The organism is Streptomyces subrutilus, from assembly GCF_008704535.1.
Classification (GTDB): domain Bacteria; phylum Actinomycetota; class Actinomycetes; order Streptomycetales; family Streptomycetaceae; genus Streptomyces; species Streptomyces subrutilus.
Window position 1 is genome coordinate 2,853,181 of sequence record NZ_CP023701.1, and the last position, 12,489, is coordinate 2,865,669.

Here is a 12,489-nt window from a genome sequence, read left to right on the forward strand (position 1 = left end):
GCCAGGGGTGCGTACGCCTGCGGGTCAGACGGCCAGGACGGCCCGCTCCTCCGCGAAGTGGCACGCGGACTCGTGCGCGGCGAAGGTGTCCTCGCCCTTGAAGCGCTCCGGGATCGCCAGCAGCGGCTCCTCGGTGGAGCACTTGTCCTGGGCCTTCCAGCAGCGGGTGCGGAAGCGGCAGCCCGACGGCGGGTTGGCCGGGGACGGGACGTCGCCGGTGAGGATGATCCGGTCGCGGTGCTCGCGGGCCTCGGGGTCCGGGACGGGGACCGCCGACAGCAGCGCCTGGGTGTAGGGGTGCGTCGGGTGGTCGTAGATCTGCTCGTCGGTGCCGATCTCGGCCATCTTGCCGAGGTACATGACGCCGACGCGGTCCGAGATGTGCCGGACGATCGACAGGTCGTGCGCGATGAAGATGTAGGAGAGGTTGAACTCGTCCTGGAGCTTCTCCATCAGGTTGATGACCTGCGCCTGCACCGACACGTCGAGCGCGGAGACCGGCTCGTCGCAGATGATGATCTCCGGGTTGAGCGCGAGGCCGCGGGCGATGCCGATGCGCTGGCGCTGGCCGCCGGAGAACTGGTGCGGGTAGCGGTTGATGTACTCGGGGTTGAGGCCCACGACGTCCAGGAGCTCCTGGACCTTCCGCCGCCGGTCGCCCTTGGGGGCCACCTCGGGGTGGATGTCGTACGTCTCGCCGATGATGTCGCCGACCGTCATGCGCGGGTTCAGCGAGGTGTACGGGTCCTGGAAGACCATCTGGATGTTGCGGCGGACGGCCTTCAGGGCGCGGCCGGACAGCTTGGTGATGTCCTGGCCCTTGTAGAAGACCTCGCCGGCGGTGGCCCGCTCCAGGTTCATCAGCAGCTTGGCGACGGTGGACTTGCCGCAGCCTGACTCGCCGACGATGCCCAGGGTCTCGCCCTGGTACAGGTCGAAGCTGATGCCGTCCACGGCCTTGACCGCGCCGACCTGCTTCTTGAACAGGATGCCCTGGGTCAGCGGGAAGTGCTTGACCAGGTTGCGGACCTGGAGGATCGGCTCGCGCTCGGGGGTGCTGTTCTTGGTGAGCTCAGCCATGGATCTGCTCCTTCCAGAAGTGGCACGCGCTGTGGCGGCCCGGCAGCTCGCTGCCGTCCTGCTCGCTGACCGCCTGGAGCACGGGGATCTCGGACCGGCAGATGTCCTGGGCCGCGATGCAGCGCGGGTTGAACGAACAGCCGTTCGGGAGCCGCAGGAGGTTGGGCGGCAGGCCCTTGATGGCGAAGAGCTCCTGGCCCTTCTGGTCGAGGCGCGGGATCGAGTCCAGCAGACCCCGCGTGTACGGGTGCGCCGGACGCTTGTAGATCTCGTGCACCGGGGCCGTCTCGACGATCCGGCCGGCGTACATGACCGCGATCTTGTCCGCGACGTCGGCGACGACGCCGAGGTCGTGGGTGATCAGGATCAGGCCCATGTTCAGCTCGCGCTGGAGCTCGGCCAGCAGGTCCATGACCTGGGCCTGGACCGTCACGTCGAGGGCCGTGGTCGGCTCGTCGGCGATGATCAGGTCCGGCTCCAGCGCGATCGCCATGGCGATCATGATGCGCTGGCGCATGCCGCCGGAGAAGTGGTGGGGGTAGTCGTCCACGCGCTGTGCGGCAGCGGGGATCTTCACCTTGTCCATCAGCTCGATGGACTTGAGCCGGGCTTCCTTCTTCGACGCGCCCTGGTGGACGCGGAACATCTCGCCCAGCTGGTAGCCGACGGTGAGCACGGGGTTCAGCGAGGACAGCGCGTCCTGGAAGATCATGGCGATCTTCCGGCCGCGCAGCTGCCGCCGCTCCTCGAAGCTCATCTTGAGCATGTCCTGGCCGCGGAAGAGGATCTCGCCCTGCGGGATCTTGCCGGGGGGCATGTCGAGGATGCCCATGATGGCCTGCGCCGTCACGGACTTGCCGGAGCCCGACTCGCCGAGCACGGCGAGGGTCTCGCCGGCGCTCACGCTGTAGTTGACGCCGTTGACGGCCTTGGCCACGCCGTCGCGGGTGTGGAACTCCACGTGCAGGTCACGCACTTCGAGGAGCGGCACCTGGGGGTCCCCGTCACGCGGGGAGGGAACACTGCTGGTCTTGTCCATGGTGATCACTTACGCCCTCCTCAGCGCAGCTTCGGGTCGAGGGCGTTGCGGACCGCTTCGCCGAGCATGATGAACGCGAGGACGGTGAGGCTGAGCATGATCGAGGGGTAGAACAGGATGTGCTCGGCCACCCGGATCTGCGCCGCACCGGCGGAGATGTCCACGCCCCACGAGATGGTCGGGGACGCGAGGCCCAGGCCCAGGTAGGACAGGGTCGCCTCGGCCGACACGTAGCCGCCCAGCGCGATCGTGGAGACCACGATCACCGGTGCCATGGCGTTCGGCAGGATGTGCCGGAACAGGATCCTCGGGGTGCCGGCGCCCAGCGCCTTCGCGGCGTGCACGTAGTCGGCCTGCTTCACGGTGATGACCGCGCCGCGCATGACGCGGTTGATCTGCGTCCAGCCGAGGAAGGCCAGGGCGAAGACGACCGTCCACACCGTGCGCTTGGTGAAGGCCTGGAGGACGACCATCGAGCCGAGCAGGAACGGGATGCCGAAGAAGATGTCCGTGAGGCGGGACATGATCGCGTCGGTGACGCCGCCGAAGTAGCCGGCGATCATGCCCGTGAGCGAGCCGATCACCGTGACGATCAGGGTCACGCAGACGGCGACGATGATCGAGGCGCGGGTGCCGTAGATGAGGCGGGCGTAGACGCTGCGCCCCTGGCCGTCGTAGCCGAGCCACTCGGGCGAACCGACCTTGGCCAGTTCCGGCTTGCTGAGGAAGTGGTTGACCAGGTCGCCCTTGGTGGGGTCGACGCTGGTGAACAGGCTCGGGAAGGCCGAGATCGTCAGCAGGATGAGGATCAGCACCGAGGAGACGACGAAGTACGGATTGCGCCGCAGGTCGGCCCAGGCGTCGCCCCAGAGGCTGCGCGCCTTCTCGGCGTTCTTCGGGTCCACCGGGGCGGCGGGCGCCACGGGGGCCTCGGCCGCCGGGGTTTCGGTCTTGGTCATGTCAGGCATACCGGATCCTCGGGTCCATGACCGCGTAGAGGAGGTCGACGAGCAGGCTGGCTATCAGGTAGACGACGACCAGGACGGTGACGACACCGACGACGGTCAGGCCTTCGCGACGGATGATCGATTCGTAGATCAGACCACCGACGCCCTTGACGTTGAAGATGCCCTCGGTGACGACGGCGCCGCCCATGAGGGCGCCGATGTCGGTGCCCAGGAAGGTCACGACGGGGATCATCGAGTTGCGCATGAGGTGCACGCCGATGACGCGGCGCTTGGGCAGGCCCTTGGCGACGGCGGTGCGCACGTAGTCGGCGCGCAGGTTCTCGGCCATCGAGGTACGGGTCAGGCGCGCCACGTAGGCGAGGGACAGCGACCCCAGCACGATGGCGGGTGCGATCAGTTCGCCCCATGTCTCGTCGTTGCTGACGTTGGGCGCGATCCAGCCGAGCTGGAAGGCGAACACCGTCTTGACGATGAAGCCGAGGACGAAGACCGGCACCGAGATGATCAGCAGGGTCAGGACCAGGATCAGGTTGTCGGCGAGCTTGCCGGCCTTCAGGCCGGCGACGATGCCGAGGGCCAGGCCCAGGACGATCTCGATGGTGAACGCCAGCAGGGCCAGCCGGAGCGTGACCGGGAAGGCGCTGCCGAGCACATCGGTGATCTCACGTCCGCTTCGGATCTGCTGGCCGAAGTCGAAGTGGAACAGGATGTTCGAGATGTAGTTCCAGTACTGCTGAAGGATCGGCAGGTCCAGCCCGTACTCGTGCCGGAGCTTGGCCAGCGTGGCAGGGTCGGTGCCCTTGTCACCGAAGAGTCCGGCCACGGGGTCGCCGGGCAGGCTGTAGACCATCATGAAGATGAGCAGGGTCGTCCCGAAGAAGACCGGGATCATCTGGAGCAGTCGTCGTGCGACATAGCGCCCCATCATGCCTCCGTAGAAGATGCGGCAGGCGCAGCCGGACGGGCCCTTTCGCCACGCACGCACGTGACGGTCTCGTCACTGCGTCGCGAAAGGGCCCCCCGGGCGCTGCGTATAGGCCCGGATGCGGGCCGGCTCCCCGCCGGCCCACACCCGTTTCGAGCGGAATTACGCGGTGGGACTTACTTCTTGACCTCGACACCTTCGATGATCGGGTCGCCGTCCTGGGCGTACTTCACGTTCTGGACCTTCTCCGAGTAGCCCGCGTTGACCTTGTAGTACCAGAGCGGGATGGAGGGCATGTAGTTGACCAGGTCCTTCTCGACGGCCTGGTACGCCTTCACGGACTCGTCCAGGGTCGCCGCGGTGTCGGCCGCGGCGATCTTGGCGTCGAGCTCGGGGCTGGAGAAGCCGCCCTGGTTGCCGCCGGCGCCCGTGCGGAACAGGTCGCTGATGAAGTTGGCGTTCACCGGGTAGTCGAGGACCCAGCCGGAGCGGTAGATCGACTTGACCTGCTTGGACTTGCGGGCCTGGAGGTCGGCCTGGAAGTCGGGCTTGGCGTCACCGGTGCACTTGACCGCGGTGGCCTGCGTGATGCTGTTGCAGACCGCCTCGACCCACTCCTTGTGACCGCCGTCCGAGTTGAACTGGATGGAGATCTCGTTGTTCGGAACGCCGCCGCCCTCGGCGATGAGCGCCTTGGCCTTCGCGGGGTCGTACTTGGTGACGTCACCGGTGGCGTTCGGCGTGTAGCCGAGGACGCCCTTGGCGACCCAGCCGGTGGCGGGCTCGCGGGTGCCCTGGAGCACGGTCTTGGTGATGGTGTCGCGGTCGATCGCCATCGACAGGCCCTGGATGACCTTCGGGTCGACCGGCTTCGGGGTCTTCCACTGGTCGGCGTAGAACGCGATGGCCAGCGTCTGGATCGCGGAGTACGCCTGGTCCACGGCGCGGTCGCCGAGGTCGTTGCGGTAGACCGGGAGGTCCTTCGGGCCGATCGTGCGGAGCACGTCGACGTTGCCCGACTTCAGGTCCTCGTAGGCGGTCTCGACGGTGGAGTAGTTCTTGAGGACCACACCGCCGTTCTTCGCCTTGTTCTCGCCCTTGTAGTCGTCGAAGCGGGTCAGCTCGATCTGCTTCTTGTGCTCCCAGGACTTGAACTTGTACGGGCCGTTGCCGACCGGCTTCTCACCGGCGGCCGCGGGGTCCTTGTAGAAGGACTCGGGCAGCGGGGAGAAGACCTCGTAGCCGAGCTTGTACGCGAAGTACGGCACCGCGTTGGCGAGCTCGATGGTGAAGGTGTTGTCGTCGACGACCTTCAGGCCTTCGAGCTCCGTGCCGGTGGGCTTGGCGCCCTCCGCCGCGGGGTGCAGGGCCTCGAAGCCCTTGATGTCGGCGAACCAGGACGCGTTGCCCTGCTTGTTGTCGATGTTCGCGGCCCAGTTCCACGCCTTGACGTAGGACTGCGCGTTGACGGTGGTGCCGTCGTGGAAGGTCCAGCCCGGCTTGAGCTTGACCGTCCAGAGCTTGCTGTCCTTGGACTCGACCGACTCGGCGTTGACCATGGTCAGCTTGCCGTCGGCGTCGTAGTCGACCAGCTGCGAGAACAGACCGGACAGGACGATCGAGCCGTTGGACTCCATCGTGTCGGCCGGCTGGAGGAGCTTCTCCGGCTCGCCCACCTCGATCGAGTAGATACCGTTCGGGTCAACCTCACCCTTGGCGGCATCGCCCTTGTCGCCACCGCCGCAGGCGGTCGCTGCCAGGGCGACGACAATCGCGCCCGCTACCCACTTGGCGCTCTTGGCACCGCGCATGGGTTTCCTCCTCATGAGTCCACTGTCTGATGTGAGGGGCACAGGTGTGTTTCGCCGACACCCCTGACGGCGAAAGGGACAGTGCCCCGAGTGTGCTCGTGAGTCGACGCTCCCCACGGCGTATGACCCATTGACCCGAGCTCAATGGAGCCATCCTCAAGGACGGTCAGGCCGTAAACCACACTTAAGTGGTCTCGTTTTCGCAACATCATCACATGGCGAAAACCCGAAATCCGGACAAACGGATAGGAGACAGACACGTGCGAAACGGACGGTTAGCTCATCTTCCGGAGTGTCACGGTCGGTATGCGGACATCAGAACGCAACAATCCGTTTGACAGACGCGAACAGCCCCTCCGATCACGGAGTCCGTGACGGGAGGGGCTGTAGGGTTTTGCGGGTGTTTCGCCCGCCCCCGGGACCGCTCGCGCGGCCCCGGTGCGACGCGGGTACTACTTCGCGGACTTGGCGCGCGACGCGGTGCGCGAGCGGTCCTTCTGGTCCAGGACGACCTTGCGGATGCGGACGGCCTCCGGGGTCACCTCGACGCACTCGTCGTCGCGGCAGAACTCCAGGGACTGCTCCAGGGAGAGCCTGCGCGGCGGCACCACGTTCTCGGTGTTGTCCGCGGAAGCCGCACGCATGTTGGTGAGCTTCTTCTCCTTGGTGATGTTCACGTCCATGTCGTCGGAGCGCGAGTTCTCGCCGACGATCATGCCCTCGTACACCTCGGTGCCGGGCTCGGTGAACAGGACGCCGCGCTCCTGGAGGTTGATCATCGCGAACGGCGTGACCGAACCCGCGCGGTCCGCGACCAGCGAGCCGTTGTTGCGGGTGACCAGCGGGCCGAACCACGGCTCCAGGCCCTCGTGGATGGAGTGCGCGATGCCGGTGCCGCGCGTACCGGTGAGGAACTCGGTGCGGAAGCCGATGAGGCCGCGCGACGGGACGACGAACTCCATGCGGACCCAGCCGGAGCCGTGGTTCGACATGTTGTCCATGCGGCCCTTGCGGACGCCCATGAGCTGCGTGACCGCGCCCATGTGCTCCTCGGGGACGTCGACCGTCATGCGCTCGACCGGCTCGTGCACCTTGCCGTCGATCTCCTGCGTGACCACCTGCGGCTTGCCGATGGTCAGCTCGAAGCCCTCGCGGCGCATCTGCTCGACCAGGATGGCGAGCGCGAGCTCACCGCGGCCCTGGACCTCCCAGGCGTCGGGGCGCTCGGTGTCCAGGACGCGGAGCGAGACGTTGCCGACGAGCTCGCGGTCGAGGCGGTCCTTGACCTGGCGGGCGGTGACCTTGCGGTCCTTGACCGCGGACTTGGCGTCCGCGCCCTTGCCGCTGCCGCCGCGGCCGACCATCGGGGAGGTGTTCGTGCCGATGGTCATGGAGATCGCCGGCTCGTCGACCGAGATCAGCGGCAGCGCGATCGGGTTCTCCGGGTCGGCCAGGGTCTCGCCGATCATGATGTCGGGGAAACCGGCGACCGCGCAGATGTCACCCGGGCCCGCCACCTCGGCCGGCTTGCGGGTGAGCGCCTCGGTCATCATCAGCTCGGTGATGCGGACGTTGGAGATGGTGCCGTCGCGCTTGATCCACGCGACGGTCTGGCCCTTGCGCAGCTCGCCCTGCTCGACGCGGACGAGCGCGATGCGGCCGAGGAAGTTGTCGGCGTCCAGGTTGGTGACGTGGGCCTGGAGGGGGGCCTCCTCGTCGAAGACCGGGGCCGGGACGTGCTCCAGGATGGTGGAGAAGAACGGCTCCAGGCTGTCGCTGTCCGCGGGGACCGTGCCGTCCTCCGGCTTGGTCAGCGAGGCGACGCCGTCACGGCCGCAGGCGTAGACGATCGGGAACTCGATCTGGTCCTCGTCCGCGTCCAGGTCGAGGAAGAGGTCGTACGTCTCGTTGACGACCTCGTCGATCCGGGAGTCCGGGCGGTCGGTCTTGTTGATGCACAGGATGACCGGCATCTTCGCCTGCAGGGCCTTGCGCAGGACGAACCGGGTCTGGGGCAGCGGACCCTCGGAGGCGTCCACCAGCAGCACGACCGCGTCCACCATCGACAGACCGCGCTCGACCTCACCACCGAAGTCGGCGTGGCCGGGGGTGTCGATGATGTTGATCGTGATGGGCGCCCCGCCGTCCTTGGGGTGGTACTTCACCGCCGTGTTCTTGGCGAGGATCGTGATGCCCTTCTCACGCTCCAGGTCGTTCGAGTCCATCATGCGGTCGTCGAGGTGCTGGTGGGCGGCGAAGGCACCGGCCTGCTTGAGCATGGCATCGACGATGGTCGTCTTGCCATGGTCGACGTGGGCGACGATGGCGACGTTACGGATGTCGTGGCGCGTGGGCACTTCGGCGCTTCTCCCGGGATCGTGGATGGCGTCGCGTACGGCCTGGCACGCGCGCCTCGACCGGGCGAAAACCTGCCACGGCCTTACCCCATGGTACGTCGCGCGGCGGGAACCGGCTGCCGGGGGGTCTGTCAAGAGGCCGGATGCATGAGGAGGACCGAGTGCGGGGTGGGGAGCCTCGGCCGCCGGTCCGGCCTGTGTTCCTGCGGGTCAACGGGTAGGAACGACCTTGCCCGCCGGAGATCCGGCGGGCAAGGGACTTGAGTCACATCTGAGCTAGCGGGGCCGCCGGTCCACCTCTCGGCAACCGGTTTGTCACCACTTCTTCTCCCTCTTCCGGCCCACGTCCCGGGCGCGTCGGGCGGGGTCCGGGCTACTTGTTCTTCTTGTCCTTGGCGGTCGGCGGCTTCTTCCAGCCGATGTCCTGGTACCGGGGGGCGCCGAGGCCGAAGGCTCCCGCGTTGGCCAGGCTCGGCTTGGTCGCCACCAGCTCGGGGCGCTGGTAGAGCGGGATGGAGCCGGCGGCGGCCCAGATCCGGGCGTCCGCCTTGCGCACGAGCTCGCGCGACTGCTTCTCGTCGAGCTCGCCCAGCGCCTGGTCGAACAGCTGGTCGATGTGGTCGGTGCCGACCCGGGTGTAGTTCTGTTCGACGAGGAGCGAGCCGTCGGCGGCCGGCTCCGGCTTGACGAAGATCGGCCGGGCGTCGGTCGCCGGGTAGGCGGTGGCCGGCCAGGAGTACAGGGCCAGGTCGTACAGGCCCGAGGCGACGTGGTCCTTGAAGAAGCTGTCGTCGGCCACCTTGGTGATCTCGGTGCTCACCCCGATCGTCCGCAGCATGCCGGAGATCCGCTCGCCGACCGCGCGCAGGGCCTCCGAGCCGGGTCCGGAGGGCAGGACGAACCGCAGGGCCAGCGGCTTGCCGTCCTTGGCGAGCATGGCGCCGGAGGTGCGCGCGGCCTGCTTGGCCGGGGAGGGGGAGGCCTTGTCGCCGTCGGCCGCGTCGTCGCGGGCCGGGCCGCGCTTGCCGTCGTCCTCCGCGCGGGCGGCGGCGGCGGCCGCACGGGCCGCGGCGGCCTGGGCCAGGAGCGAGGCGTGCTGGCCGGCCGCGAAGGGCTCGGGGGCCAGGACCGGGGAGGGCCGCTCGGGTCCGCCCCGCGCGAGGGCGCCGGCCTCGGCGTCCGCCGCGTCGGGGCCCCGGTCCGGGTCGTCGGCCAGGGCGCCGTCGCCGCTGTGGCCCTCGGCGTCCTCGGGGCGGCCGTCGGGGCCGTCCTCGTGCCCGTCCTCGTGGTCGTACGGGGCGCTGCCCGGGCGGTGCCCGCCGCCCCGGCCGTCGTCCTGGCCGACGATGTAGAGGCCGTCGTCGCCCGTGCCCGGGCCCGCCTGGGGCCGGGCGGCGGGGGTCTGAGCCGCCGGGGTCCGGCTCGACGGGGTCTTGGAGTCGTCCTGCTTGTCGCTCTCGGCGCCCGCCTTGGCGCCGGCCGGCTCGGTGATCCTGCCGCCCTTGCGCCAGCCGGCGTCGGCGAGCAGGGCCTGGGCCGCCCGGGTGTCCTGGCCGCCGAGGGCGCCGCTGTTGTCGGCGTAGGCCTGCTGCCCGGCCAGGGCGACGTGGCTGCCGACCGGCTCCGCGGGCAGGCCCAGCGGCTTCAGCACGACCTCGGCCAGGGCCTTGCGGTCCAGGGCGCGGGCCACGGCCCGGCGCACCCGCTCGTCCGCCAGCGGGCCGGAGGCGCCGTTCATCGCGAGCTGCGTGTAGACCGGCTCCAGGGACTTGCGGACGGTGAAGCCGCGCAGGGCCGTCTGCTCGGCCGCGTAGGTGCCGACCGCTTCGACGTGCTTCTGGCGGCGCTCCTGCTCCTCGGCCGCCTTGCCCTCGTCCGGGCCGTGGGCGACGGCCCACGACAGGGTGGCCTGGGCGGGGGTCAGGGAGGCGCCCGGGCCGTGGGCCGGGGCGCCGCCGGCGCCCGCCGCCGGGCCGCCCTTGCCGTCCCGGTGGGCCAGGGCGATGCGCTCGGCGCCGGCCCGGTCCACGTCGGCGAGGTCGACCTTCCCGGCGGCCAGCGCGGACGGGCGCTCGGCCCGCGGCACGGCCGTGAGCACCAGCGTGTCCAGCTTGGCGGGCTGTCCCCACCAGCGCGGGTTGCGGGTCAGGGCGACGGTGCCGGTCTTCTTGTCGACGGCGCCGAGGGCGAAGGGGCCCGCGGTGACCTTGAGCGCGCTGCGGGCGCCCTCGTTGAAGGCGTCCGGGGTGCCGGTGACCTGCTTGGGGTAGAGCGGGCTGAACAGGGAGCGCCAGTCGGTGTACGGCTTGGCGAAGGTGACCTTGACCTCCAGGTCGGTCTTGCCCCGCTCGATCTTCTCGATGCGGTCGTAGCCCGCGTTGCGGGCCGTCCAGTACGCGGTGTCCTTGCCGCTCAGCGCCCGCCACTGCGCGAGGAAGTCGGCGGCGCCGATCTCGCGGCCGTCGCTCCACACCGCCTGCTGGTTGAGCTTGTACAGGACCACCTGCTTCGGCTCGCGCTCGACGACCTCGGCCTTCTCCAGGTAGTCGGGATTGGCCACCGGCCGCCCCTTGCCGTCCAGGACGAACAGCTGGGGCAGCACGGCCCCGGCGATCCGGTTGGTGGCGGCGTCCGCGTCGGCCTGGAAGGTGTTCAGGGTCTCCGGGAGGGCGTCCACCGCCCAGCGCAGCACACCCCCGTCGGCGACCTTGTCACGGGCGGTCGTGGCGATGTCCTGGCCTGCGGCGGCCTGGCCGCCCTCGTCGTCACCCGCGCCGCAGCCCGTGAGCAGCGGCAGTGCGAGGACTCCCGAGGTCAGGAGCGCCAAGGACCTGCGCCTTCTCTGGGACATGGGTGGTACCTCCGGGGCGGGGCGTGGGGGGAAGCATGATCACGTTCGGCGGTATATGGAGCTGATCACACCGGTTGCCGAAACCCACTGAAATCGACCACCCCCCACGCCCCTCGCAGCCGCCCCGCGCCACGCCGCGAACCCCACCCGTGCGGACCAATCCGGCTTGCGGGCCGCGCGCCCGTTCCCCCGCCCGAGGGAGGGCGGAGGCTCACGGAAGGGGCGTGCGGTTACCGGCCGTGCGCCGGGCAATCGCTGCACGTGCCTTCACAACCGGGGACGGGAGGCGCGACACTCGCAGCCGCACCACGAGCGTCGCCACCGCACCCCTGCGGAAGTGAGGGCACATCATGTCCCTGCACGACGATCTGACGGCCGTACGACGCGACCTGGACCAGCTGACGCGCACGGTCGAGCGGCTGGAGCGGCAGGCCGGGCGGCCCCGCCCGGCGGCCCCGGCCGCCGAGTCCGACCCCTCACGGATGGTGGGCGTTCCGGACACCCCGTACGACAGCACGCTGTGGACGGACTCCGACGACGAGGGCCTGGGCGCCCGCGACCGCCGCGCCCCCTGACGTCCCGCGTCCGCAGCCTCCCGCCCCAGCCGACCCCTCACTCCACCCGGAGTCCCCCTTGGCCACAGGCACGGAACCACCCCGACAGCGGCCCTCCGGCGTCCACGGCGCCTCCCGGGCGGCGATGGCGGCCCGGCACCTGCGGACCGACCGGTGGTGGCTGGCGCCCGCCGGCACCGCGGCCGGGCTGTTCGCCTTCGTCGTCTACTCGACCTGGCGGGCCTTCGCCGGCGCCGACTACTACGCGGCCCCCTACGTCTCGCCGTTCTACTCGCCGTGCCTCGCGGAGAACTGCCGCGAGATGCGCGGCGGCCCCAACTGGGACCTGTTCGGCAGCTGGTGGGGCCTGTCCCCCGCCCTGCTGGTCCTGGTCTTCCCGCTCGGTTTCCGGCTGACCTGCTACTACTACCGCAAGGCCTACTACCGGGGCTTCTGGGCCTCCCCGCCCGCCTGCGCCGTCGCCGAGCCCCACGCGCGCTACACCGGCGAGACCCGCTTCCCGCTGGTCCTGCAGAACGCGCACCGGTACTTCTTCTACGCGGCCGTCCCCGTCGCCGGCATCCTCACGTACGACACCGTGCTGACCTTCCGCGACGCCCAGTACGCCTGGGGCCACATGGGCCTGGGGACGCTCCTGTTCCTCGTCAACATCACCCTGATCTGGGCGTACACCCTCTCGTGCCACTCCTGCCGGCACGTCATGGGCGGCCGGCTGCGGCATTTCTCCCGGCACCCCGTGCGCTACCGGCTGTGGGGCTGGGTCAGCCGTCTCAACGCCCGCCACATGCAGCTGGCCTGGGCCTCCCTGATCAGCGTCGCCGCCTGCGACTTCTACGTGTACCTGCTGGCCGGCGGCGCCTTCACCGACCCGAGGATCTTCTGA

At 69.5% G+C, this 12,489-nt stretch carries 9 protein-coding genes; 2 read left to right on the forward strand and 7 right to left on the reverse strand.

Annotated features, from left to right (window positions below):
- Positions 1-24 precede the first annotated feature (24 nt).
- The 7 genes from CP968_RS12175 to CP968_RS12205 all read right to left on the reverse strand — a co-directional run bounded on the left by CP968_RS12175 (position 25) and on the right by CP968_RS12205 (position 11,031).
- Entirely contained in the window at positions 25-1,080 is a 1,056-nt protein-coding gene (locus CP968_RS12175; protein WP_150518032.1) for an ABC transporter ATP-binding protein, read from the reverse strand.
- The gene (locus CP968_RS12180) at positions 1,073-2,128 is read right to left on the reverse strand and encodes an ABC transporter ATP-binding protein (RefSeq protein WP_150518033.1); all 1,056 of its coding nucleotides are present in this window, start codon (positions 2,126-2,128) and stop codon (positions 1,073-1,075) included. The genes CP968_RS12175 and CP968_RS12180 overlap by 8 nt, the downstream gene beginning before the upstream one ends.
- An 11-nt stretch (positions 2,129-2,139) precedes the next feature.
- Entirely contained in the window at positions 2,140-3,087 is a 948-nt protein-coding gene (locus CP968_RS12185; protein WP_150518034.1) for an ABC transporter permease, read from the reverse strand.
- Positions 3,080-4,012 carry an ABC transporter permease gene (locus tag CP968_RS12190; RefSeq protein WP_150518035.1) on the reverse strand — a complete coding sequence of 311 codons (933 nt, stop codon included), beginning with the start codon at positions 4,010-4,012 and terminating at the stop codon, positions 3,080-3,082. The genes CP968_RS12185 and CP968_RS12190 overlap by 8 nt, the downstream gene beginning before the upstream one ends.
- Positions 4,013-4,188: 176 nt before the next feature.
- Positions 4,189-5,823 carry a peptide ABC transporter substrate-binding protein gene (locus CP968_RS12195; protein WP_150518036.1) on the reverse strand — a complete coding sequence of 545 codons (1,635 nt, stop codon included), beginning with the start codon at positions 5,821-5,823 and terminating at the stop codon, positions 4,189-4,191.
- A gap of 452 nt (positions 5,824-6,275) precedes the next feature.
- On the reverse strand, positions 6,276-8,180 hold the full coding sequence (gene typA, locus CP968_RS12200) for a translational GTPase TypA (RefSeq protein ID WP_150518037.1): 1,905 nt from the start codon (positions 8,178-8,180) through the stop codon (positions 6,276-6,278).
- A 373-nt stretch (positions 8,181-8,553) separates the two neighbouring features.
- Positions 8,554-11,031, reverse strand: a complete 2,478-nt coding sequence (locus tag CP968_RS12205) for an ABC transporter substrate-binding protein (protein WP_150518038.1) — start codon at positions 11,029-11,031, stop codon at positions 8,554-8,556.
- 350 nt (positions 11,032-11,381) lie between these two features.
- Between CP968_RS12205 and CP968_RS12210 the strand changes: the two genes are divergently transcribed.
- A complete protein-coding gene (locus CP968_RS12210) occupies positions 11,382-11,606 on the forward strand; it encodes a hypothetical protein (protein WP_150518039.1) in 225 nt (74 codons plus the stop codon).
- A gap of 58 nt (positions 11,607-11,664) precedes the next feature.
- Positions 11,665-12,489, forward strand: coding sequence for a hypothetical protein (locus CP968_RS12215; RefSeq protein WP_150518040.1), 825 nt, complete (start codon positions 11,665-11,667; stop codon positions 12,487-12,489).